Source organism: Streptomyces sp. JH002, assembly GCF_050916115.1.
Lineage (GTDB): Bacteria > Actinomycetota > Actinomycetes > Streptomycetales > Streptomycetaceae > Streptomyces > Streptomyces xiamenensis.
The window spans coordinates 1,697,461-1,720,640 of record NZ_CP087989.1 but is presented as its reverse complement, the minus strand read 5'-3'; the positions used below and the strand labels follow the sequence as shown (position 1 = coordinate 1,720,640).

Sequence of the window (23,180 nt, the reverse complement as noted above, 5' to 3'; positions counted from 1 at the left end):
GTTTTGGACGGAGCGGACAGTGCTGGCAGACTGAACCGCTGGCTCCGGTTCACGGCACGCATCGGGCGTGCCGACCCGGCGCCCTCCAGAACGCAAGGAGAGACCATGAAGCGCGACATTCACCCGGAGTACGTCGAGACCCAGGTCAGCTGTACCTGTGGGGCGTCTTTCACCACCCGCAGCACCATGACCGAGGGCAACATCCGTGCCGACGTCTGCTCCGAGTGCCACCCGTTCTACACCGGCAAGCAGAAGATCCTCGACACCGGTGGCCGTGTGGCCCGCTTCGAGGCGCGCTTCGGCAAGAACGCCGGGGCAGCGAAGAAGTAGCCCCACCCCTGGCGCCGGGCCCGGTCACACCCCCTCGCGGAGGCGGCCGGACCGGCGCCTTTCATGTCCCCGCTCCACCCGCTGTCCCCCGGTCCCATCCTTCTCCCAGGAGTACACGATGTTCGAGGCGGTCGAGGAACTGATCGGCGAGCACGCCGACCTCGAACGGCGGCTCGCCGACCCCGCGGTGCACGCCGACCAGGCCACCGCGCGCAAGCTGAGCAAGCGGTACGCCGAGCTGACGCCGATCATCGCCGCGTACCACTCCTGGAAGCAGTACGGCGAGGACATCGAGACCGCCCGGGAACTCGCCCAGGAGGATCCCGAGTTCGCCGCCGAGGTCAAGGAGCTGACCGCCGCCCGCGAGGCCGTCACCGAACGGCTGCGGCTGCTGCTGGTGCCCCGCGACCCCAGCGACGACAAGGACGTCATCCTGGAGATCAAGGCGGGTGAGGGTGGCGACGAGTCGGCCCTGTTCGCCGGCGATCTGCTGCGCATGTATCTGCGCTACGCCGAGCGCCTGGGCTGGAAGACCGAGCTGATCGACGCCAACGAGTCCGACCTCGGCGGCTACAAGGACGTCTCGGTCGCCGTCAAGACCAAGGGCAACGCCGAGCCCGGCACCGGCGTGTGGGCCCGCCTGAAGTACGAGGGCGGGGTGCACCGCGTGCAGCGGGTGCCCGCCACCGAGTCCCAGGGCCGCATCCACACCTCGGCGGCCGGGGTGCTGGTGCTGCCCGAGGCCGAGGACGTCGAGGTGGAGATCAACCCCAACGAGCTGCGGATCGACGTCTACCGCTCCTCGGGGCCCGGCGGGCAGTCCGTCAACACCACGGACTCCGCGGTGCGCATCACGCACCTGCCCACCGGCATCGTCGTCTCCTGCCAGAACGAGAAGAGCCAGCTGCAGAACAAGGACCAGGCGCTGCGCATCCTGCGCGCCAGGCTGCTGGCCGCCGCCCAGGAGGAGGCCGACAAGGAGGCCTCGGACGCCCGGCGCAGCCAGGTGCGCACCGTGGACCGTTCCGAGCGGGTACGCACCTACAACTTCCCCGAGAACCGCATCTCCGACCACCGCGTGGGCTTCAAGGCGTACAACCTCGACCAGGTCCTGGACGGCGAGCTCGACGCCGTCATCCAGGCCTGCGTCGATGCCGACTCCGCCGCCAAGCTCGCGGCGGCGCAGTGATCGTAGGGTGGGGAACGTGACGTCATCATCCGGGTCATCCGCCACCGGGCCTTCCTCGTACCCCCGTTCCCTGCTGCTCGCCGAGGTGGCCCGCGCCACCCAGCGGCTGGCGGACGCCGGGGTGCCCTCACCACGCTTCGACGCCGAGGAACTGGCGGCGTACGTGCACGGTACCGAGCGTCCCCGGCTGCACCTGGTCGCGGACGCCGAGTTCGACGCCCGCTACTGGGAGGCGATCGCCCGCCGCGAGGCGCGCGAGCCGCTCCAGCACATCACCGGGCGGGCGTTCTTCCGGTACCTGGAACTCCAGGTGGGGCCCGGGGTGTTCGTGCCGCGTCCGGAGACCGAGTCGGTGGTGGGCTGGGCGATAGACGCGGTACGGGCCATGGATGTCGCCGAGCCGCTGATCGTCGATCTGTGCACCGGTTCCGGCGCGATCGCGCTGGCGCTGGCGCAGGAGGTGCCGCGCTCCCGGGTGCACGGTGTGGAGCTGGACGAACGGGCCCTGCAGTACGCGCGGCGCAACGCCGAGGGGTCCCGGGTCGTCCTGCACCAGGGGGACGCCCTGAGCGCCCTGCCGCAGCTCGGCGGGCAGGTCGATCTGGTGATCTCCAACCCTCCCTACATCCCGCTCACCGAGTGGGAGCACGTGGCGCCCGAGGCGCGCGACCACGACCCGCAGCTGGCGCTGTTCTCCGGCGAGGACGGCCTGGACACCATCAGGGGCCTGGAGCGCACCGCGCACCGGCTGCTGCGGCCGGGCGGCATCGTGGTCATCGAGCACGCCGACAGCCAGGGCGGTCAGGTGCCGTGGATCTTCACCGAGGACCGCGGCTGGGCGGACGCCGCCGACCATCCCGATCTCAACAACAGGCCGCGGTTCGCCACCGCCCGCAGGGTCAATCGATGACCGAGGAGGACGTTCACTGATGGCACGGCGATACGACTGCACGGACGTGGTCGACCGCAAGCACGGGCTGCGCGAGGCGGCGTCCGCCGTACGGCGCGGCGATCTCGTCGTCCTGCCGACGGACACGGTGTACGGCATCGGCGCGGACGCGTTCAGCACCACCGCGGTGGGCGATCTGCTGGAGGCCAAGGGCCGTGGCCGCGGGGTGCCCTCCCCGGTGCTGGTCGGCTCCCCGAACACGCTGCACGGCCTGGTCACGGACTTCTCCGAGCAGGCGTGGGAGCTGGTGGACGCCTTCTGGCCGGGCGCGCTGACCATCGTGGCCCGCCACCAGCCGTCCCTCACCTGGGACCTGGGGGAGACCCGCGGGACCGTGGCGGTGCGGATGCCGCTGCACCCGGTCGCCCTCGAACTGCTCAAGGACTTCGGCCCGATGGCGGTCTCCTCCGCCAATCTCACCGGCCACCCCGCGCCCCAGAACTGCGACGCCGCCCAGGAGATGCTGGGCGACTCGGTCGCGGTCTATCTGGACGGCGGCCCGACGCCCGACATCGTGCCCTCGTCGATCATCGATGTCACCCGGCCGGTTCCCCGGCTGCTGCGCGCCGGTGCGGTGAGCGAGGAGGAACTGCGCAAAGTCGTGCCCGACCTGGAGATCTCCCATTGACCGCGCTTGCGGACAGTGGCATACGGCAGCCGGAGCCGACCGAGCCGGCCGGCGTGGTCCGCCCGGTCTTCCGGATACTGCATGTCAGTACGGGGAATGTGTGCCGCTCACCGATCACCGAACGCCTCACCCGGCAGGCGCTCGACCAGCGCCTGGGCGGGTTCGGCGACGCCCTGGTGGTGGAGAGCGCGGGCACGTGGGGGCACGAGGGTGCCCCGATGGAGGAGCACGCCGCGCAGGTCCTGTCCGAGTACGGGGCGGACGCCGCGGGGTTCTTCGGCCGCGAGCTGCTGGACGAACACGTCATCCACGCCGATCTGGTGCTGACCGCCACCCGTGATCACCGGCAGCAGGTGATCGCCATGGGGCACTCGGCGGGCCTGCGGACCTTCACGCTGAAGGAGTTCACCCGGCTGGTGCGGGCGATCGACGTCAGCACGCTGCCCGCCGGGGGTTCGCCGGAGGCGCTGGTGCACCGTGCGCGCGCGCTGTCCAGCGCGGCGGCGGCGCTGCGCGGCTGGCTGCTGGCGCCGACGGCGGAGGCGGACGAGGTGCAGGATCCTTATGGCGCCCCGATCCCGTACTTCCGTAGCATCGGCGAGGAGATCCGGGCCGCGCTGGATCCGGTGGTCACCGCGCTGACCGGGGTCCCGGCTCCGTAGGGGGTGCCCTGAGCGCCTGAGGAGGTCAGCGGGCATGAGAAGGTATGGCGCTGAGGACCGGCGAGACTTCTGGGGCAGCCTGTGCGTGAATATCTCCTGACGCTCTGTGTCGCGGCTGCGGTCACGTATCTGCTGACCGGACCGGTACGGAAGTTCGCCATCGCGGCGGGGGCGATGCCCGAGGTGCGCGCCCGTGACGTGCACCGGGAGCCGACGCCGCGGCTCGGCGGCATCGCGATGTTCGGCGGGCTGTGCGCGGGGCTGCTGGTGGCCTCCCAGCTCTCCAACACCTCCGAGGTGTTCCGGCTGTCGGACGAGCCGCGGGCGCTGCTGTCCGCGGCGGCGCTGATCTGGCTGCTGGGGGTGCTGGACGACAAGTGGGGCGTGGACGCCCTGGTCAAGCTGGGCGTGCAGATGGTCGCGGCCGGCGTGATGGTCCTGCAGGGGCTGACGATCCTGTGGCTGCCGGTGCCGGGCGTCGGGGTGGTGGCGCTGACCCCGTTGCAGGGCACGCTGCTGACCGTGGCGCTGGTGGTGGTGACCATCAACGCGGTGAACTTCGTGGACGGCCTGGACGGTCTCGCGGCGGGCATGGTGTGCATCGCGGCGGCGGCGTTCTTCCTGTACGCCTACCGGGTCTGGTACGGCTACGCGATCGAGGCGGCGGCGCCCGCCACGCTGTTCGCGGCGGTGCTGATGGGCATGTGCCTGGGGTTCCTGCCGCACAATCTCCATCCGGCGCGGATCTTCATGGGCGACTCCGGGTCGATGCTGCTGGGGCTGATCCTGGCGGCCGGCGCGGTCTCCATCACCGGCCAGGTGGACCCGGACGCGATGAAGCTGTTCACCGGCTCGGTGCGCGGCGCGGTCCACGAGATGGTGCCGGTCTACATCCCGCTGCTGCTGCCGTTGACGATCATCGCGGTGCCGTTCGCGGACCTGGTGCTGGCGATCGTGCGCCGCACCTGGAACGGGCATTCGCCGTTCGCCGCCGACCGGGGGCATCTGCACCACCGGCTGCTGGAGATCGGCCACTCGCACCGCCGCGCGGTGCTGGTCATGTACTTCTGGTCGGGCCTGATCGCCTTCGGCGTGGTGGGGTTCTCGGTGCAGGGGGTCGGCGCGTGGATCGTGCCGGGTGTGGTGGGGCTGAGCGCGCTCGGGCTGATCGTGCTGCTGCTGCCCCGGTTCCCGCTCAAGCCGCCCGCGCGGTGGCGGCGTCCGGAGCCGGCGGGTGCTCTCTCACCGGCCCCCCGGGGCGGCGAGGGCGACGCCGGTGCCGCGGTGGGGGGCCCTGAGGCGCCGGGCACGGAACCGGCCGGCGAGGGCTCCGCAGTGGCCACCGCGACCCGTGAGCACGGTCTGAACGGGGCCACCGCGGTGGGCGAGCGGCAGCGTTTCGCGCTGCGCCGCAAGATCGATACCAGGTTTTGACCCCACACAGACGCAGTCAAGTGACGGGCGCCCGATTCACCCACTTGTGTGAGGCCCTACACACGAAATGAGTAAAGACCTCATCAAAAAGTTTGTGATAGCGTTCACGAGTACTCGGCCCGAACACTCCGTGTCCGGGACGGGTCGTTCGCTCACTCGTCAATGACGACAGTCCCTGAAGCCCCCGCCGGAGAACATTTCCATGCAGTCCAACGACGCCCGGATACTCCGAGGCGCCGCGGTTCCCACTGCCGTGGCCGGAGTACTGGCCACCGCGACAGGAGCCTTTCTCTCAGGGGCGGAGGGCGCGTACAGCGTCGCCCTGGGGGTCTTCATCGCCGCCGCCTTCTTCGCTCTGGGGCTGCTGGCCCTGGGCTATGTCAACCACCGCTGGCCCGAGTTGTTCTTCGGCGCCGCCATGGTGATATACACCTCGCAGATGGGCGTGCTGTTCGTGGTGCTCATACTGCTCCGGGACGCGGCCTTCCTGCACGGGCGGGCCTTCGCGGCGGGAGTGCTGGTCGGAACGGCCGTGTGGCTGGCCGGGCAGGTGCGCGCGCACATGAATCTCAAGATCCTTTATGTGGTACCGGAATCCTCCTCGTCGTCATCCGGCGGTCCGATGTGATCTCCGGTGCCGTACGGCAGTCCGGTCAAACCGGGGGCGGCATACGGGCTGTCATCGTGGACTGCTATCGTCCCTCGCCGAGAGCTGAGTGGATCGCGGTGTACCGGCTGTGCGGGACAGCCGAGCACTTCGCCCTGAATCCCGCCGGACCGCGCGGACCCCGCCGGACCGGTCTCTCTCCCGTCCCCACCAGTCCAGTGCCGTCCTGTGGCCTGCGGTCACGCCGACACACCGAGGTTGCCGTATCCATGCGTCACGCCGAAGGAGCTCACGGTGATGAATGACCAGGTGCTCGCCTTCGAGACCGACTGTCACCTTTTCCAGGAATGCGGCTTCCCCGCTCCGTCCGTGTGGTCGTTCATCTTCGATCCGCTCTTCAGCGTCGGGCCGATCGAATTCAACAAGGCCATGCTGCTCGCGCTGCTCGGCACCGTGGCGATCCTCTCCTTCTTCTGGGCGGCGTTCGCCCGGCCGAAGGTCGTGCCCGGCAAGCTGCAGATGGTGGCGGAGGCGGGGTACGACTTCGTCCGCAAGGGCGTCGCCCGCGAGATCATGGGCAAGAAGGGCGAACCGTACGTCCCGCTGCTCGTCTCGCTGTTCTTCTTCGTCTGGGTCATGAACCTGTGGGCGGTCGTGCCGCTCGCGCAGTTCCCGGTGACCTCGGCCATCGCGTTCCCCGCCGGTCTCGCCGTCGTGGTGTGGGTCACCTACATGACGGTGACCTTCAAGACGAACGGTTTCGTCGGCGGCCTGCGCAATCTGTGTGTGCCCAGTGGGCTGCCCAAGGGGATCTACGTGATCCTCACGCCCATTGAGTTCATCTCCAACGTCTTTCTGCGGCCCTTCACGATGGCGGTCCGGCTCTTCGCGAACATGTTCGCGGGCCACCTGCTGCTGCTGCTGTTCATCATCGGCACCTGGTACACGCTGGGCACCGTCGTCGGCACGTTCTACTCGATCACGTCGTTCGCCCTGGCGCTGGTCCTCACGGTCTTCGAGATGTTCATCCAGGCCCTGCAGGCCTACGTGTTCGTCGTGCTGACCGCCACCTACCTCTCCCAGGCGCTCGAAGAAGCGCACTGAGAGCACACAGACCCTCACGACCGACCGCATGACACCGGTGGACACACCTCCGCCGGCCCACCACAGAGAAGGAACCAACGGACATGTCCGCAGCTTTCGACACCCTCGCCGCCGTCAACGGCAACATCAACACCATCGGCTTCGGTATCGCGGCGATCGGCCCCGGTGTCGGCGTCGGTATCGTCTTCGGTAACGGTGTCCAGGCGATCGCCCGCCAGCCCGAGGCCGCCGGCCTCATCCGGCAGAACATGCTGCTGGGCTTCGCCGTCATCGAGGCGCTGGCGCTGATGGGCTTCGTGCTGGCGTTCGCCCTCAGCTGAGCGTCCCATCGAAGCCCTTACCGACGAGAGGTCCACAATCATGATCGACATGGCTGCCGAGGGGCCCCAGAGCCCCTTGCTGCCGGTGTGGCCCGAGGTCTTCATCGGACTGTTCTGCTTCGGCATCATCTTCTTCGCCTTCTACAAGAAGCTCCTCCCCTCCATCAACAAGGTGCTGGACGAGCGTCGCGAGGCGATTGAAGGCGGTATGGAGAAGGCCGAGGCCACCCAGGCCGAGGCCCGCCAGACGCTGGAGAGCTACAAGGAGCAGCTGGCCGAGGCGCGTCACGACGCCGCCCGGCTGCGCCAGGAGGCCAAGGAGCAGGGCGCCGCGCTCATCGCCGAGATGCGCGAGGAGGGCCAGCGCCAGCGCGAGGAGATCATCGCCGCGGGTCACGCCCAGATCGCGGCGGACCGCAAGCAGGCCTCCGAGCTGCTGCGCCAAGATGTCGGACGGCTCGCGACCGAGCTGGCCGGCCGGCTGGTCGGCGAGGCGCTGGAGGACAACGCCCGGCAGAGCCGTACCATCGACCGCTTCCTGGAGGAGCTGGAGGGCAAGGCCGCCGAGGCTCCCTCCGGTGACGCCGCCGGAGCCGCGCGGTGATCGGCGCCAGCCGGGAGGCCCTGGAGGGCGGCCGGGAGCGGCTGAACGTACTGACCGACAGTACGGCCACCGATCCCGCCGCCCTGGCCGAAGACCTGGCCGCCGTCACCGTACTGCTGAACCGCGAGGTCTCCCTGCGCCGTGTCCTCACCGACCCGGCCCAGCCGGGCGAGGGCAAGGCCGACCTGGTGACCCGCCTGCTGAGCGGACAGGTCGGCGGCCCCACCGTCGACCTGGTGTCCGGCCTGGTGCGGTCCCGCTGGTCCGCCTCCCGGGACCTGGTGGACGCGGTCGAGGAGCTGGCGGACTCCGCCGACCTCATCGCGGCCGACCGGGCGGGCACCCTGGACACGGTCGAGGACGAGCTCTTCCGGTTCAGCCGGATCCTGTCCGGCTCCCCGGAGCTGCGCGCCGCGATCAGCACGAAGGACGAGCGGTCCCTGACGGCCAAGAAGGAGCTGGTGCGCCGGCTGCTGGGCGGCCGGACCGACCAGGTCACCGAGCGGCTGATCATCCGCCTCGTGGAACATCCGCGGGGACGTAGCCTGGACCAGGGGCTGGAGGCGCTGTACACGCTCGCCGCCGCCCGCCGCAACCGTTCGGTCGCGGTCGTCACCTCGGCGGTGCCGCTGAGCGACGCCCAGCGGGACCGGCTCGGCCGGGCCCTGGCGAAGCTGTACGGACGCGAGGTCCAGCTGAACCTCGATGTCGACCCGGCGGTCCTCGGCGGGATCTCGATCCGGATCGGGGACGAGGCCATCCAGGGCACCGTCGCCGACCGTCTGGACGAGGTCACCCGGCGGCTGGGCGGCTGACTCCGCCGCGGGCGCCCCGCGCCCGTGGCACACCACCAACTCAAGAAGCATGACGAGCGGCCCGAGTTGGGCCGTAGCGCACGAACTTACGGGCCCAACAAGGAGAGCAGGGAACCCAGATGGCGGAGCTCACGATCCGGCCGGATGAGATCCGGAGCGCACTGGAGGATTTCGTCCAGTCGTACACCCCGGACGCGGCCTCGCGGGAAGAGGTCGGGACGGTCAGCGTTGCCGGTGACGGCATCGCGAAGGTCGAGGGCCTCCCCTCGGCCATGGCGAACGAACTGCTGGAGTTCGAGGACGGCACCCTCGGCCTCGCCCTCAACCTTGAGGAGCGGGAGATCGGCGCCGTCGTCCTCGGCGAGTTCAGTGGCATCGAGGAGGGTCAGCCGGTGCGCCGCACCGGTGAGGTGCTCTCCGTCGCCGTCGGCGAGGGCTACCTGGGCCGGGTCGTCGACCCGCTGGGCAACGCCATCGACGGCCTCGGCGAGATCGAGACCTCGGGCCGCCGTGCCCTGGAACTGCGGGCGCCCGACGTCATGCAGCGCAAGTCGGTGCACGAGCCCATGGAGACCGGCTACAAGGCCGTCGACACCATGACTCCGATCGGCCGCGGCCAGCGTCAGCTGATCATCGGCGACCGGCAGACCGGCAAGACCGCCCTCGCGGTCGACACGATCATCAACCAGCGCGACAACTGGCGCTCGGGCGACCCGAAGAAGCAGGTCCGCTGCATCTACGTCGCCATCGGCCAGAAGGGCTCCACCATCGCGTCCGTGCGCGGCGCCCTGGAGGAGGCCGGCGCGCTGGAGTACACGACGATCGTCGCCGCTCCCGCGTCCGACCCGGCCGGCTTCAAGTACATCGCCCCCTACACCGGCTCGGCCATCGGCCAGCACTGGATGTACGAGGGCAAGCACGTCCTGATCATCTTCGACGACCTGTCGAAGCAGGCCGACGCCTACCGCGCCGTCTCGCTGCTGCTGCGCCGCCCGCCGGGGCGCGAGGCGTACCCCGGTGACGTCTTCTACCTGCACTCCCGGCTGCTGGAGCGCTGCGCCAAGCTGTCCGACGAGATGGGCTCCGGCTCCATGACCGGCCTGCCGATCGTGGAGACCAAGGCGAACGACGTGTCGGCGTTCATCCCGACCAACGTCATCTCCATCACCGACGGCCAGTGCTTCCTGGAGTCCGACCTGTTCAACGCGGGCCAGCGGCCGGCGCTGAACGTGGGTATCTCCGTCTCCCGTGTCGGTGGCTCCGCGCAGCACAAGGCGATCCGCCAGGTCACCGGTTCGCTCCGGGTGGACCTCGCGCAGTACCGCGAGCTGGAGGCGTTCGCCGCCTTCGGTTCCGACCTGGACGCGGCCTCCAAGGCCTCCCTGGAGCGCGGCAAGCGCATGGTCGAGCTGATCAAGCAGGAGCAGTACAACCCGTACCCGACCGAGCACCAGGTCGTCTCCATCTGGTCCGGCACCAACGGTCTGATGGACGACATCCCGGTGGAGGACATCCGCCGTTTCGAGCGTGAGCTGCTGGACTGGCTCGGCCGCGAGAAGAAGGACCTGCTGACCTCCATCCGTGAGGGCGGCAAGATGAGCAAGGACACGCTCCAGGCCATCGCCGGCGCCGTGTCCACCTTCAAGCAGCAGTTCGAGACCTCGGGCGGCAAGCTGCTGGGCGAGGGCTGATCATGGGCGCTCAGATTCGTGTCCTCAAGCGCCGGATCAAGTCCGTCACCGCCACCAAGAAGATCACCCGGGCGATGGAGATGATCGCCGCCTCGCGCATCGTCAAGGCGCAGCGCAAGGTGGCGGCGTCCGCGCCGTACGCCGACGAGCTGACCAACGCGGTCACCGCCGTGGCGCACAGCTCGGACGTCAAGCACCCGCTGACGACCGAGGTGGAGCGCCCGCGACGGGCCGCGGTCCTGCTGATCACCAGCGACCGCGGTCTGGCAGGCGGATACTCCTCGAACGCCATCAAGGCCGGGGAGCATCTGACCAGCGAACTGGTGAGTGAGGGCAAGGAGGTCGACACGTACATCGTCGGCCGCAAGGGTGTGGCGTACTACGGATTCCGGGAGCGGGCCATCACCGACTCCTGGACCGGCTTCACCGACAGCCCGACGTACGCCGACGCCAAGATGATCGCGGAGCCGCTCATCGAGGCCATCGAGCGGGACACCGACAAGGGTGGGGTCGACGAGCTGCACATCGTCTTCACCGAGTTCGTGTCGATGATGACGCAGACCCCCGTGGAGCGGCGGATGCTTCCGCTGACCTTCGAGAAGTCCGCGGAGGAGTCCGCGGCGGTCTTCGCCAAGGGCGCGCAGGCGCACGCCCTGTACGACTTCGAGCCCACGGCCGAGAAGGTGCTTGACGCCCTTCTCCCGCGGTACGTCGAGAGCCGTATCTACAACGCCCTCCTCCAGGCCGCCGCGTCCAAGCACGCGGCGACCCGGCGGGCGATGAAGTCAGCGACCGACAACGCGGAGGAGCTCATCAAGTCGCTGTCGCGGCTTGCCAACGCGGCCCGTCAGGCCGAAATCACCCAGGAAATCACCGAGATCGTCGGTGGCGCGAGCGCCTTGGCCGACGCGACCGCGGGAAGTGACCGATAATCATGACTACTGCTGCTGAGGCGGCCCCCCAGCAGGGCACCGCCACGGGACGGGTCGCACGGGTCATCGGCCCGGTCGTCGACGTGGAGTTCCCCGTCGACGCGATTCCCGACATCTACAACGCGCTGACCGTCGAGGTCGACGACCCCGCGATCAAGGGCACCACCAACACCCTCACCCTCGAGGTCGCCCAGCACCTCGGTGAGGGCATGGTGCGCACCATCGCGCTCGGCCCGGCCGACGGTCTGGTCCGCCAGTCCCCGGTGACCAACACCGGCAAGGGCATCACCGTGCCCGTCGGTGAGGTCACCAAGGGCCGGGTGTTCAACACCCTGGGCCACATCCTGAACGAGCCCGAGGCCGAGGCCGAGGTCACCGACCGGTGGGAGATCCACCGCAAGGCGCCGGCGTTCGACCAGCTCGAGTCGAAGACCGAGATGTTCGAGACGGGCCTGAAGGTCGTCGACCTGCTGACCCCGTACGTCAAGGGCGGCAAGATCGGTCTGTTCGGTGGTGCCGGTGTCGGCAAGACCGTGCTGATCCAGGAAATGATCATGCGTGTGGCGAAGCTGCACGAGGGCGTTTCCGTGTTCGCCGGTGTCGGTGAGCGTACCCGTGAGGGCAACGACCTCATCGAGGAAATGGCCGACTCGGGCGTGCTGCCGCAGACCGCGCTGGTCTTCGGTCAGATGGACGAGCCGCCGGGGACCCGGCTGCGGGTCGCGCTGGCCGGTCTGACCATGGCGGAGTACTTCCGCGATGTGCAGAAGCAGGACGTGCTGTTCTTCATCGACAACATCTTCCGCTTCACCCAGGCCGGTTCCGAGGTGTCCACCCTGCTGGGCCGGATGCCGTCGGCCGTGGGTTACCAGCCGAACCTGGCGGACGAGATGGGTGTGCTCCAGGAGCGCATCACCTCGACCCGTGGTCACTCCATCACCTCGATGCAGGCGATCTACGTGCCCGCGGACGACCTGACGGACCCAGCGCCGGCCACCACCTTCGCCCACCTGGACGCCACCACGGTGCTGTCCCGGCCCATTTCCGAGAAGGGCATCTACCCGGCGGTGGACCCGCTGGACTCGACGTCCCGGATTCTGGACCCGCGCTACATCTCGCAGGACCACTACGACACCGCCATGCGGGTCAAGGGGATCCTCCAGAAGTACAAGGACCTCCAGGACATCATCGCCATTCTCGGTATGGACGAGCTGGGCGAGGAGGACAAGCTCACCGTCAGCCGCGCGCGGCGGATCGAGCGCTTCCTGTCGCAGAACACCCACGCGGCGAAGCAGTTCACCGGCATGGACGGGTCGGACGTCTCGCTGGACGAGTCGATCGCCGCGTTCAACGGCATCGCCGACGGTGACTACGACCACTTCCCCGAGCAGGCGTTCTTCATGTGCGGTGGGCTGGACGACCTGAAGGCGAAGGCCAAGGAGCTGGGCGTCTCCTGATTGGTACGCCCGTGGTGCGCACGGAGGCGGGGGGTGCCCCCGCCTCCGGTGCACCGGCCATCTATTCTTCACATATCCAGGGGATGAGGAGCCATCGTGGCTGAGCTGCACGTCGAGTTGGTCGCCGCGGACCGCAAGGTCTGGTCGGGCGAGGCCAGCCTGGTCGTCGCGCGCACCACTTCGGGTGACATCGGGATCATGCCCGGGCATCAGCCGGTGCTCAGTGTGCTGCAAACGGGCCCGGTGACCATCCGTACCACGGGTGAGAGCGGGACCGGCACGGTCGTCGCGGCGGTGCACGGCGGATTCCTGTCGTACACCGACGGTAAGCTGTCGCTGCTCGCGGAGATCGCCGAGCTTGCGGACGAGATCGACGTCGAGCGTGCGGAGCGTTCCCTGGAGCAGGCCAAGGCGGACGCGGACGCCGCCGCCGAACGGCGCGCGGATGTCCGGTTGCGCGCCGTCGCGGCGGGGCGCTGATCCGCACGACGGACACACAACGGGGCGAGGAGGTCGGTTGAGATGGTCCTCGCGTTGGTTGTGGTCGGCGCCGTGCTGGCGCTGGTTGTGCTGGGACTGCTCGGTTTCGGGGTGCGCAGGCGGCTGATTCAGCGGCTGGGCGGCACCTTCGACTGTTCGGCGCGCTTCCGGGCGCCGAAACCGGGCCAGTCCCTGGGCAAGGGCTGGATTTATGGGGTCGCACGCTACAACGGAGACCGGGTCGAGTGGTTCCGGGTCTTCTCGTACGCGGTGCGGCCCCGTCGTGCTCTGCAGCGCGACCGCATCCAGGTGCGGGAGCGGCGCGAGCCGCAGGGCGAGGAAGAGCTGGCGCTGCTGTCCGGCGCCGTGGTGCTCTCCTGCCGGCACGACGGGGACGATGTCGAGCTGGCGATGAGCGAGGACGCGCTGACCGGCTTCCTCGCCTGGCTGGAGGCGGCACCGCCCGGCCAGCGGGTGAACGTGGCCTAGAAACGGAATGAGCGGCCGGGGGAACGGAGATCCGTTCCCCCGGCCGCTTTGTGCGCCCGTCGTGCCGGTGGGTCAGTTCAGGCCGGTGTGGATGGCGTCGACCAGCGCGCCGTCCGCGGAGTCACCGGAGAACTCCCAGAAGAACGCGCCGCCCAGGCCCTGGTCCTTGGCCCAGCCCATCTTGTCGATGACGGTCTGCGGGGTGTCGTAGCTCCACCACTGGCTGCCGCAGTGCGCGTACGCGGTGCCGGCGATCGTACCGGTGGCGGGGCAGTTGGCGGCGAGCACCTTGTAGTCCTCGATGCCGGCCTCGTAGGTGCCGGGTGCGGCGCCGGTGGCGGTGCCGCCGGGCGCGGCCTGGCTCACGCCGGTCCAGCCGCGGCCGTAGAAGCCGATGCCCAGCAGCAGTTTCTCGCTGGGCACGCCCTCCGCCTTGAGCTTGGTGATGGCGGCCGCGCTGTTGAAGCCGTCCTGCGGGATGCCGTCGTAGCTCTCCAGCGGGGAGTGCGGGGCGGTGGGTCCGCTCGCCTCCCAGGCGCCGAAGAAGTCGTAGGTCATGACGGCCAGGTAGTCGGCGTACTCGGCGCCGGTGGCGTAGTCGGCGGCGTCGATCTTGCCGCCGTCGGAGGCGTCCGCGGTGATGGCGGCGGTGACCAGCTGGTCGCCGAAGACTCCGCGGAAGGTCCGCATCATGTCGCCGAAGGCGGTCGGGCCGCTGGTGTCGCAGCTGTCACCGCAGGCGTTGGGGTACTCCCAGTCCAGGTCGATGCCGTCGAAGACACCTTCCCAGCGGGGGTCGTTGACCAGGTTGTAGCAGGACTGGGCGAACCGCTCGGGGTTCTGCATGGCCTCGCCGAAGCCCTTGGACCAGGTCCAGCCGCCGAAGGACCACAGGACCTTGAGATCCGGGTTGATCTCCTTGAGCTGGCGCAGCTGGTTGAAGTTGCCGCGCAGCGCGCCGGTCTCCCAGGTGTCCGCCTCGCCGGAGACGGACTCGGCGGCGCTGTAGGCGCGGTCGTAGGCGGCGTAGGAGTCGCCGATCGTACATTCGCCGTTCTGCACGTTGCCGAAGGCGTAGTTGATGTGGGTGATCTTGTCGGCCGAGCCGGAGTCCACGATGTTCTTGACGTGGTAGTTGCGGTTGTAGACGCCCCACTCGGCGAAGTAGCCGAGCTTGACGTCACCGGCCGCGGTGGTGGCGGCGACGGGGGTGGGGGTCTTCTCCTCCTCCGCCTGGGAGGTAGAGGCGAAGGCCAGCATGCCTCCCAGGGGGAGGGTGAGTGCCGCCGTGATGGCGACGACCTTGCGCTTGGTGCTGCTCAGGGTGCGGTGTAGCCCCTTGCTCACGGGTCGCTCCTTGGTCGCGGAGAGGTGGGGGGAACTGAGCAGGGAGCGTAGAGAGGTCTGGACCAGTGGTCAATGGGGTCCGTACCAAGGAAAGTCTGGCTTGCGGTGCTCTTAAGTCTGCGTTGAGGAGGGCCGGTCGGGGTGTCCGGGTGAGCGAGGACGCGCTGACCGGCTTCCTCGTCCGGCTGGAGGCGGCGCCGTCCGGCCAGCCGGTGAACGTGGTGTGGTTGAGGCCGGGAGGACGGATCACCGTCCTCCCGGCGCGGGTTCATGCTGGGTGCTCGGTGGGTCAGTTGTTCAGAGTGGTGTGGATGGCGTTCACGAGGGCGCCGTCCGCGCTGTCACCGGAGAGCTCCCAGAAGGAGGCCCCGCCCAGGCCCTGGTCCTTGGCCCAGGCCATCTTGGCGGTGACCGTCTGCGGGGTGTCGTAGCTCCACCACTGGCTGCCGCAGTGCGCGTACGCGGTGCCGGCGATCGTACCGGTGGCGGGGCAGTTGGCGGCGAGGACCTTGTAGTCCTCGATGCCGGCCTCGCGCGCACTGGGTGCGGGCCCGGAGGCGGCGCCGCCGGGTGCGGCGTCGCTCACGCCGGTCCAGCCCCGGCCGTGGGAGGCGATGCCGAGCAGCAGCTTCTCGGAGGGCACGCCCTGGGCCTTCAGCTTGCTGATGGCGGCGGCGCCATTGAAGCCGTCCACCGGAATGCCGTCGTAGCTCTCCAGCGGGGAGTGCGGCGCGGTGGGACCGGTGGGGGACCAGTCGCCGAAGTAGTCGTACGTCTTCACGGTGAGGTAGTCGGCGTACTCGGCGCCGGCCGCGTAGTCGGTGGCATCGATCTTGCCGCCGTCGGAGCCGTCGGCGGTGATGGCGGCCGTGACCAGCTGGTCGCCGAAGACGTCGCGGAAGGCGCGCATCATGTCGGCGAAGGCGTCAGGGTCTGACTCGTCGCAGTTGTCACGGCAGGCGTTGGGGAACTCCCAGCCGAGGTCGATGCCGTCGAAGACACCGTCCCAGAACGGGTCGTTGACCAGGTTGTAGCAGGACTGGGCGAACCGCTGCGGGTTCTGCGTGGCCTCGCCGATGTTGTTGGACCAAGTAAAGCCGCCGAAGGACCACAGCACCTTCAGGTCGGGGTTGATCTCCTTGAGCTGGCGCAGCTGGTTGATGTTGCCGCGCAGGGCGCCGGTGTCCTCCTCGCCCGAGACGGACTCGGCGGCGCTGTAGAAGCGTTCGTGGGCGGCGTATTCGTCACCTGTCCTGCATTCGCCGTACCGCACGTAGCCGAAGGCGTAGTTGAGGTGGGTGATCTTGTCGGCCGAGCCGGAGTCCACGATGTTCTTGACGTGGTAGCCGCGGTAGCCGTCCCACTCGGTGAAGTAGCCGACGTTGATGTCGCCGGTCGCGGTGGTGCCGGTGTCGTCCGTGGCGGTGGCGGTGGGGGTGGTGGGATCCTCGCCGGCCTGGGAGGTGGAGGCGAAGGCCAGCATGCCGCCCAGCGGGAGGGTCAGGGCCGCCGTGATGGCGACGACCTTGCGCTTGGTGCTGCTCAGGGTGCGGTGTAACCCCTTGCTCACAGGTCGCTCCTTGAAGGGGGAGAAGTGGGGGGAACTGAGCAGGGAGCGTAGGAAGGTCTGGACCAGTGGTCAAGGGGGACCCGTACCTGACAAAGCCGAGGCTGCGCTGCCCCTAAGTCTGCTAAGTCTGCGTTGAGGTCGGCGGGTTGGGGCCGGGGCGGAGGGCCGCCTCCTGGGCCAGTACGGCGGCCTGCACCCGGCTGCGCAGTCCGAGCTTGCCCAGCAGCCGGCTGACATGGGTCTTCACGGTGGCCTCCGCCATCGCCAGCTCGCCGGCGATCTCGGCGTTGGAGCGTCCGGCGCCGAGCTGGGCGAGCACCTCGCGCTCGCGGGGGGTGAGCGAGGCGAGCGCCGCCGGGTCCACCGAGGACACCGCCGGGGCCCGCGAGGAACGGGCGAACTCGCTGATCAGGCGCCGGGTCACGGCCGGGGCGATCATGCCCTCGCCCGCCCGCACGGTGCGCACCGCCTCGATCAGCGTGGCCGCGTCGCTGTCCTTGAGCAGAAAACCCGCCGCGCCGGCCCGCAGCGCGCCGAAGACGTACGCGTCGAGGTCGAAGGTGGTGAGCACCAGCACGTCCGAGGTGCCCTCGGCGGTGATCTCCCGGGTCGCCGACACCCCGTCCAGGCGCGGCATCTGGATGTCCATCAGCACCACGTCGGGACGCAGTTCGCGGGCCAGGCGGACGGCCTCCACACCGTCCGGCGCCTCACCGACCACCTCGATGTCGGGGGCGGAACGCAGGATGAGCACGAGGCCCAGGCGGACGGCCGCCTGGTCCTCGGCGATGACGACCCGGATGGTCACGCGGTGGTGGTCCCTTCGGTGAGCGGAAGACGGGCCAGCACCTGCCAGCGGTCACCCTCGCCGTGCGGGCCCGCGCTGAACGTGCCGCCCAGCAGGGCCACCCGTTCCCGCATCCCGGTCAGCCCGGCACCCGAACCCGGCGCCCGGGGGCGGGAGGTGTCGTGGCCTGCGGCGGCGTTCGGGCTGGTGACACACACCGTCAGGGACTGTGCGTCGTCCTGGTCGAGCCGGACCCGGACCTCGCCGGGCGTGGCGTGCTTGAGCGCGTTGGTGAGCGACTCCTGGACGATACGGTACGCGGCCAGGTCCACCGGCGCGGGTGGCCGGGGGAGGTGCGCCCGCCGGTCCTCCGCCGTGATGCGCAGCCGGCCGGCGGCGCTGCGGGCGGCGCGGGCGATCAGCGCGTCCAGCGAGTCGAGTCCGGGCAGCGCCTCGGGTGCCGCGTCCGGATCGTCCGCCCGCAGGATGCCGATCAGCCGGCGCATCTCGGCCAGGCCCTGGGTGCTGTTCTCCCGGATGATCGTCAGCGCGTCGCGTCCGGCGTCCGGATCGTCCAGGGTGAGGGCGGCGGTGGAGTGGATGGCGATGGCCGAGAGGTGGTTGGCGACCACGTCGTGCAGTTCACGGGCCATCCGGGCGCGTTCGTCGGTGATGGCCTGCACCCGGTCCATCTCGGCCAGCAGCGCGGTCTGTTCGGCCCGCAGCCGGGCGTGGGCCGCGCTCTCGCGGTGGCCGCGGACGATGGCGGCGGTCCAGGCGGGGGTGGCGGTGACCGCGGCGGCCAGCACCCCCAGCGCCAGCGCCTGCGGGTCGCGCAGCCAGGCCAGGGCGCCCACCGTGACGGCGACGGTGAGGGCGACGCTGCCGCGCAGCACCGTCCGGCTCAGCCGCGGGCCGCCGTACAGCACGGCGGCGTACACCACGTCCGTGAACATCAGCAGCACCGCCAGCAGCCCGCCGGTCAGCGAGTCCCACAGCACGGCGGCGGTGCCGATGCCCAGACACCACCCGGGGGCGCCGCGGCGCAGCAGCTCAGCGCCGCACATGACGAGCAGCCCGATCAGCGCCACCGGCGAGTACGGGCCGACGCTGACCACCGAGAAGACGTCGTACCGGACCCCGGTCAGCCCACCGGCAAGGCCGGCGAGGGCGATACCGATGTCGTAGCGGTGCGGACGGACCAGCGGCAGGGACATGGAACCATCACAGCACGTCCGGTGTCCCGCATCAGGTGTGGTCGGCGCCGCAATCCGGCACACCGCGGCTCCGCGCGGGGTTCGGGCCGGGCTCGCGGCCTCGGTGGTGCCCGGGTCGCCGTGGCTGTGGAGGACGGATTCCGGTCCACCGTCGGCACACTCGTGGTCGCCCTAGCCGTCGATGGACCGGAGGGGGCGACAGGGATTGCCCACGGCGACGACACCGGCGGGAATGTCCTTCGTGACGACCGAACCGGCACCCACGATGCTGTTGTCGCCGACTGTCACGCCGGGGGTGAGGGTGACCGATCCCCCGAGCCATACGTTGTCGCCGATCACGACCGGTTCCGGGAGCTCCCACCCCTCGAGTCGGCGCGTGATGTCCTGGGCGTGGTTGGGGGTGTAAATGCCGCAGCGCGGTCCGATGAGGCAGTCCGCGCCGATCGTGACCTGCCCGCCACCGATGACGAGGAAGTCGGCGTTGAGGAACGTCCGGTCACCGATGACGAGGCGCGTCCCGTAGTCGATGCTGATGGGCGGCCGGAAGTCGATGCCTTCGCCTGCGCCCGGGACGAGCTCGCGGAACAGCCGACGCGCTTCGGCGGGGTCGTCGTAGAAGATCCGGTTGATCCTCGCGCATGTCGAGTGCGCTGCCCACGAGAGCTCCTGGAGCGCCGGGGACGTGCGGTAGCGAATCCAGTCGCCGGCGACCAGGCGCTGTAAGTCCTCATCGGTCGCGAGCAGGGCCGCCATCCTCTCGTCGGCGAGTCCGCCTTCGCGCTGGGTCATGCCCGCCTCCCTATTTGTCAACGCACTTAACATATTGGCGCGGTCTGCTTCCGTCAAGAGGGGGTGCGACATGGTCGACTGCCCCGTGACCTGCGCAGATATGGCGGCTGAGCAGCTGCGGCCCGCTACATCGAAGTGTGTAGCCGGGCGAGGCCGATCTCCTCACGGATGACGACGCGGGGACGGGGCGGCGGGCGGCAGGCTTGAGGGGTACGGAAGGAGCCCCTGTTGTGATCGTGTACCTGATCATCGCTGCCGAGATCGCCTTCTGGGTGGTCCTGGCGGCCGGCCTCGCGGTGCGGTACGGACTGCGCCGGCCCCGCGCGGGCGGGGCGCTGCTGCTGTGCGTGCCGCTGATCGACGTGCTGCTGCTGACGGCCACGGTCCTGGATCTGCGCGGTGGCGCGGAGCCCGCGATGTCGCACGCGCTGGCCGTGCTGTACCTGGGCTTCACGGTGGGCTACGGGCACTATCTGATCCACTGGGCGGACGGCTGGGCCGCGCACCGCTGGGGCGGCGCGCCGCGCCCGGCCAAGCCGCCGCGGTACGGCTGGGCGCGGGCCCGCCACGAGTGGCGGCTGTGGCGGATGACGCTGGTGGGGATGGGCCTCTCGCTGGTGGTGGCGCAGCTGATGCTCTGGCTGATCGACCGGCCGGCGGCGGCGGAACCCCTGCGCGGCGCCCAGTGGGCGGCCGTGCGGATCCTGGGAATCCACGGGATCATCGCGCTCAGCTACACGATCTGGCGCAAGAACCCCCCGGCGCCCGCCCCGGCCGCGGAGCGGCGGGAGACACCGGTGGGCTGAGCACCCGCGCCCCGTCAGGCGCCCGGGAACGGGCGGTCGCGGCGGGCGTCGTGGAGGACCGAGGCCCACCAGTGGAGCTGCTCCAGCATCGTCCGGGCCGCCTCCGCGGGCTCCTTCGGCTCCTTCAGGGTGCCGTCCGCCTCGAACAGCGTGTAGTAGCGCGGGAAGGCGATGTAGTCACGGACGGTGTGGGCGTGCAGTTCGTTGAAGACCTGCCGCAGCTGCTCGATGGCCAGCAGGCCGCCGCTCCCTCCGCTGTAGCCGACGAAGCCGATCGCCTTGCGCTGCCACTCGGTGTAGTGCCAGTCGATCGCGGCCTTGACCGAGGCGGGGAAGCTGCGGTTGTAGTCCGGGGTCACCACGATGAACGCGTCCGCCTCCCGCAGCCGCGCGGTGAGCCCGGCCATGGTGGCCGGGCGTTCCATATCCGGGTCGAGTACCGGGGGGACGGCGGGCAGGGCCAGTGGCAGGGGGTGGTCCGCCAGGTCGACGGTGTCCACCGTGAAGCGGCCGTGGTCCGCGGCCCGCGCGGTGATCCAGTCGGTCACCACCGGAGCGAACCGGCCCTCCCGGACGCTGGCGGTGATCACGGCGAGACGCAGCGGGGTGGTGTGCTGTGAGGTCATGCCCCGACCGTGCCCGCCCGCCGCGCCGCCGGGGAGACCGGGCGGAGACTGGTAGCGACAGGGCCACGATCCGCCCCGCCGCGTGCTGTTACGTTCGCGGGGTGAGCGAGAACGAGCTGGGCCGTTTCCTGCGTGGCCGCCGTGAGGCGGTCACCCCGGCGGAGGCCGGCCTGCCCACCGGGCCCCGGCGGCGTACCCCGGGGCTGCGCCGCTCCGAGCTGGCGATGCTGGCGGGGGTCAGCGTCGAATACGTCACCCGGCTCGAACAGGGCCGTGACCGGCGGCCGTCCGCCTCCGTGCTCTCCGCGCTGGCCGAGGTGCTGGGTCTGGGCATGGCCGAGCGCATCCATCTGTACCGGCTGACCAAGGCGGCCGAGCCCGGGTTCTCCTGCGGCGCCGAATCGACCACGCCGGCCCGCACCGTACGGTCCCCGGTGCGCGCGCTGCTCGATCAGCTGGAGCCGGCGGCGACCGTGCTGGTGAACCGGCTGGGTGAGCTGCTCGCCTGGACGCGGGGGTTCGAGCGGCTGGTCGGGCCGGTGGGGATGCTGGAGGGCTCACCGGCCAGCATGGTGCGCTACGTCTTCGCCGACGAGCGGGCGCGCACCGCGTTCCCGGACTGGGGGCGGGTGGCGGACGATCAGGTGGCGGCGCTCAAGGACGGCCCGTTCCGTGCCGATCCGCATCTGGCGCGGCTGGCCGACGAACTGACGGTAACGGCCGGTGCCGGGTTCACCGAACGCGAGGCGTCGGTGTCCGGTCCGCCGCGCGCCTCCGGGGTGCTGCGGATGGTCCATCCGGGGCTGAGCGGCGAACTGCGGCTCGCGTACGAGACGCTGGAGCTGCCGGTGGACGACGATCAGCGGCTGCTGGTGTATCTGCCGGCCGACGAGGCCACGGCGGCGGGGCTCGCCGCCCTGACCTCGGCGGGGGAGCGGCTGCGGGCCGTGTAGCGGCCGGCAGCCGTGGCGGTTCAGCGGTTCTCGCCCGGCACCCACAGCACGTCGCCCTGCTCCTTGTTGGCCGTCCTGGCGAGGATGAACAGCAGGTCGGAGAGCCGGTTGAGGTAGGTGGCGGTCAGTTCGTTCATCGTGTCGCCGTGCTCGGCCAGCGCCGCCCAGGTGGAGCGCTCGGCGCGGCGTACGACCGTGGTGGCCTGGTGCAGCAGCGCCGCGCCGGGGGTGCCGCCGGGGAGGATGAAGCTGCGCAGCTTCTCCAGCTCGGCGAGGAAGCGGTCGCAGTCCTCCTCCAGCCGGTCGATGTAGCTCTGCCGCACGCGCAGCGGCGGGTGCTCCGGGTTCTCGACGACCGGGGTGCACAGGTCGGCGCCGACGTCGAAGAGATCGTTCTGGACCCGGATCAGCACGGCGCCGACCTCCTCGGGCAGCGCGCCCAGGGCCAGCGCCGTACCGATCACCGCGTTGGCCTCGTTGGCGTCGGCGTAGGCGGCGATCCGCAGATCCGTCTTGGCGGTGCGGCTCATGTCGCCGAGCGCCGTGGTGCCTTTGTCTCCGGTACGGGTGTAGATCCGGGTGAGATTGACCATGCGGCCGAGACTAGCGCTCAGGCGCCGGCCCTGGTGAAGAGGCGGGTGCCGAGGGTGAGGGTGACGGCGGCCAGGGCCAGGGCCACTCCGGTGCCCAGCAGGAGGGTGCCGTCGCCGTAGTTGCCGACGAAGGCGGCACGGACGGCCTCGACCAGGTAGCGGAACGGCACGAAGTGCGAGATGACGTTCAGCCAGGTGGGGGCGAGGGCCATCGGCAGCAGGATGCCGGAGAGCAGCATCATCGGCAGGTTGACGGAGTTGATGACGGGGGCGAACTCCTGCATGGTCGTCACCCGCATGGCCAGCGCGTAGGACAGCGAGGCCAGCGAGATGCCCAGCAGGCCGACGATGAGGAAGCCGGCGAGGACGCCGAGCACCGGGGCGCGCAGTCCGAGCAGCAGCCCGGCCGCCACGACCAGGCAGGACTGGACGAGCAGTTGCAGGGCGTCGCGCAGGATGCGGCCCAGCAGCAGGGCGAGCCGGCTGACGGGGGTGACCCGCATGCGTTCCACGACGCCGAACTGCTTCTCCATGATGATGCCGAAGCCGGCGAACGCGGCGGAGAACAGTCCGAGCTGGATGAGCAGGCCGGGGACCAGGGTCTGCCAGGAGTCGCCCTCGCCGCCCAGTGGCATGTCCTGGAGCAGGGGGCCGAAGAAGGCGAGGAAGAGCAGGGGCTGCATCAGCCCGAAGACGACGCTGATCCGGGAGCGCAGGGTCTGCCGCAGGTAGCGGTGGAAGATCAGTCCGGTGTCCTGGAGCACGGTGGACATGGTGGGTTCGGTTCCTGTCTGGCGTGGG

At 70.0% G+C, this 23,180-nt stretch carries 26 protein-coding genes; 18 read left to right on the top strand and 8 right to left on the bottom strand.

All coding sequences use genetic code 11. The features are described 5' to 3' along the window. Positions 1 to 105: 105 nt before the first annotated feature. The 16 genes from rpmE to H7827_RS07290 all read left to right on the top strand — a co-directional run bounded on the left by rpmE (position 106) and on the right by H7827_RS07290 (position 13,691). Positions 106 to 330 (top strand): 50S ribosomal protein L31, encoded by a 225-nt coding sequence (gene rpmE / locus H7827_RS07365; RefSeq protein WP_030733572.1) that lies wholly within the window; start codon positions 106 to 108, stop codon positions 328 to 330. 118 nt (positions 331 to 448) lie between these two features. After that, positions 449 to 1,519, top strand: a complete 1,071-nt coding sequence (gene prfA, locus H7827_RS07360; RefSeq protein ID WP_030733574.1) for a peptide chain release factor 1 — start codon at positions 449 to 451, stop codon at positions 1,517 to 1,519. A 16-nt stretch (positions 1,520 to 1,535) separates the two neighbouring features. Continuing rightward, a complete protein-coding gene (gene prmC, locus H7827_RS07355; RefSeq protein WP_046725812.1) occupies positions 1,536 to 2,429 on the top strand; it encodes a peptide chain release factor N(5)-glutamine methyltransferase in 894 nt (297 codons plus the stop codon). Between the two features lie 19 nt (positions 2,430 to 2,448). Next, positions 2,449 to 3,096: an L-threonylcarbamoyladenylate synthase gene (locus H7827_RS07350; protein WP_030733576.1), complete on the top strand. Its 648-nt coding sequence runs from the start codon at positions 2,449 to 2,451 to the stop codon at positions 3,094 to 3,096. After that, on the top strand, positions 3,093 to 3,758 hold the full coding sequence (locus H7827_RS07345) for a protein-tyrosine-phosphatase (RefSeq protein ID WP_386533245.1): 666 nt from the start codon (positions 3,093 to 3,095) through the stop codon (positions 3,756 to 3,758). The genes H7827_RS07350 and H7827_RS07345 overlap by 4 nt, the downstream gene beginning before the upstream one ends. An 81-nt stretch (positions 3,759 to 3,839) precedes the next feature. Beyond that, entirely contained in the window at positions 3,840 to 5,192 is a 1,353-nt protein-coding gene (locus tag H7827_RS07340) for an MraY family glycosyltransferase (RefSeq protein WP_432743583.1), read from the top strand. A 253-nt stretch (positions 5,193 to 5,445) separates the two neighbouring features. After that, positions 5,446 to 5,820, top strand: coding sequence for a hypothetical protein (locus H7827_RS07335; RefSeq protein ID WP_386533248.1), 375 nt, complete (start codon positions 5,446 to 5,448; stop codon positions 5,818 to 5,820). A gap of 276 nt (positions 5,821 to 6,096) precedes the next feature. Beyond that, positions 6,097 to 6,903, top strand: coding sequence for a F0F1 ATP synthase subunit A (atpB, locus tag H7827_RS07330; RefSeq protein WP_390121390.1), 807 nt, complete (start codon positions 6,097 to 6,099; stop codon positions 6,901 to 6,903). An 83-nt stretch (positions 6,904 to 6,986) separates the two neighbouring features. After that, positions 6,987 to 7,223, top strand: coding sequence for an ATP synthase F0 subunit C (atpE, locus tag H7827_RS07325; protein WP_019435880.1), 237 nt, complete (start codon positions 6,987 to 6,989; stop codon positions 7,221 to 7,223). 40 nt (positions 7,224 to 7,263) lie between these two features. Then, a complete protein-coding gene (locus H7827_RS07320; protein WP_386533252.1) occupies positions 7,264 to 7,827 on the top strand; it encodes a F0F1 ATP synthase subunit B in 564 nt (187 codons plus the stop codon). Then, positions 7,824 to 8,642, top strand: coding sequence for a F0F1 ATP synthase subunit delta (locus tag H7827_RS07315; RefSeq protein ID WP_432743580.1), 819 nt, complete (start codon positions 7,824 to 7,826; stop codon positions 8,640 to 8,642). The genes H7827_RS07320 and H7827_RS07315 overlap by 4 nt, the downstream gene beginning before the upstream one ends. A gap of 119 nt (positions 8,643 to 8,761) precedes the next feature. Continuing rightward, positions 8,762 to 10,333: a F0F1 ATP synthase subunit alpha gene (atpA, locus tag H7827_RS07310; RefSeq protein WP_386533258.1), complete on the top strand. Its 1,572-nt coding sequence runs from the start codon at positions 8,762 to 8,764 to the stop codon at positions 10,331 to 10,333. Between the two features lie 2 nt (positions 10,334 to 10,335). Further along, positions 10,336 to 11,265: a F0F1 ATP synthase subunit gamma gene (locus H7827_RS07305; protein ID WP_030733587.1), complete on the top strand. Its 930-nt coding sequence runs from the start codon at positions 10,336 to 10,338 to the stop codon at positions 11,263 to 11,265. A gap of 2 nt (positions 11,266 to 11,267) precedes the next feature. Further along, complete coding sequence (gene atpD / locus H7827_RS07300; RefSeq protein WP_432743578.1) at positions 11,268 to 12,722, top strand: F0F1 ATP synthase subunit beta; 1,455 nt, start codon at positions 11,268 to 11,270, stop codon at positions 12,720 to 12,722. A gap of 96 nt (positions 12,723 to 12,818) precedes the next feature. Beyond that, positions 12,819 to 13,202: a F0F1 ATP synthase subunit epsilon gene (locus tag H7827_RS07295; protein ID WP_386533265.1), complete on the top strand. Its 384-nt coding sequence runs from the start codon at positions 12,819 to 12,821 to the stop codon at positions 13,200 to 13,202. 42 nt (positions 13,203 to 13,244) lie between these two features. Then, a complete protein-coding gene (locus H7827_RS07290; RefSeq protein ID WP_030733591.1) occupies positions 13,245 to 13,691 on the top strand; it encodes a DUF2550 domain-containing protein in 447 nt (148 codons plus the stop codon). A gap of 72 nt (positions 13,692 to 13,763) precedes the next feature. On the opposite strand, the gene H7827_RS07285 is transcribed toward H7827_RS07290, so the two are convergent. The 5 genes from H7827_RS07285 to H7827_RS07265 form a co-directional block, all read right to left on the bottom strand. Next, a complete protein-coding gene (locus H7827_RS07285; RefSeq protein WP_432743575.1) occupies positions 13,764 to 15,038 on the bottom strand; it encodes a glycoside hydrolase family 18 protein in 1,275 nt (424 codons plus the stop codon). Positions 15,039 to 15,327: 289 nt separating this feature from the next. Then, complete coding sequence (locus H7827_RS07280) at positions 15,328 to 16,608, bottom strand: glycoside hydrolase family 18 protein (protein WP_432743573.1); 1,281 nt, start codon at positions 16,606 to 16,608, stop codon at positions 15,328 to 15,330. Between the two features lie 121 nt (positions 16,609 to 16,729). After that, positions 16,730 to 17,416, bottom strand: a complete 687-nt coding sequence (locus tag H7827_RS07275; protein WP_432743571.1) for a response regulator — start codon at positions 17,414 to 17,416, stop codon at positions 16,730 to 16,732. Continuing rightward, positions 17,413 to 18,612 carry a sensor histidine kinase gene (locus H7827_RS07270; RefSeq protein ID WP_432743569.1) on the bottom strand — a complete coding sequence of 400 codons (1,200 nt, stop codon included), beginning with the start codon at positions 18,610 to 18,612 and terminating at the stop codon, positions 17,413 to 17,415. Before H7827_RS07270 ends, H7827_RS07275 begins: the two co-directional genes overlap by 4 nt. Positions 18,613 to 18,783: 171 nt before the next feature. Further along, on the bottom strand, positions 18,784 to 19,401 hold the full coding sequence (locus H7827_RS07265; RefSeq protein ID WP_432743567.1) for a sugar O-acetyltransferase: 618 nt from the start codon (positions 19,399 to 19,401) through the stop codon (positions 18,784 to 18,786). 230 nt (positions 19,402 to 19,631) lie between these two features. Here H7827_RS07265 and H7827_RS07260 point away from each other — a divergent pair, with 230 nt between their 5' ends. Further along, positions 19,632 to 20,207, top strand: coding sequence for a hypothetical protein (locus H7827_RS07260; RefSeq protein WP_432743565.1), 576 nt, complete (start codon positions 19,632 to 19,634; stop codon positions 20,205 to 20,207). A 14-nt stretch (positions 20,208 to 20,221) separates the two neighbouring features. On the opposite strand, the gene H7827_RS07255 is transcribed toward H7827_RS07260, so the two are convergent. Then, on the bottom strand, positions 20,222 to 20,833 hold the full coding sequence (locus tag H7827_RS07255) for an NADPH-dependent FMN reductase (RefSeq protein ID WP_432743564.1): 612 nt from the start codon (positions 20,831 to 20,833) through the stop codon (positions 20,222 to 20,224). A 101-nt stretch (positions 20,834 to 20,934) separates the two neighbouring features. On the opposite strand from H7827_RS07255, the gene H7827_RS07250 reads away from it, so the two are divergent. Continuing rightward, positions 20,935 to 21,786, top strand: coding sequence for a helix-turn-helix domain-containing protein (locus tag H7827_RS07250; RefSeq protein ID WP_432743562.1), 852 nt, complete (start codon positions 20,935 to 20,937; stop codon positions 21,784 to 21,786). Between the two features lie 20 nt (positions 21,787 to 21,806). On the opposite strand, the gene H7827_RS07245 is transcribed toward H7827_RS07250, so the two are convergent. Together H7827_RS07245 and H7827_RS07240 are read right to left on the bottom strand one after the other, a co-directional pair. Then, positions 21,807 to 22,379, bottom strand: coding sequence for a cob(I)yrinic acid a,c-diamide adenosyltransferase (locus tag H7827_RS07245; RefSeq protein WP_386533290.1), 573 nt, complete (start codon positions 22,377 to 22,379; stop codon positions 21,807 to 21,809). A 17-nt stretch (positions 22,380 to 22,396) separates the two neighbouring features. After that, complete coding sequence (locus H7827_RS07240) at positions 22,397 to 23,152, bottom strand: ABC transporter permease (RefSeq protein WP_386533293.1); 756 nt, start codon at positions 23,150 to 23,152, stop codon at positions 22,397 to 22,399. Positions 23,153 to 23,180 lie beyond the last annotated feature (28 nt).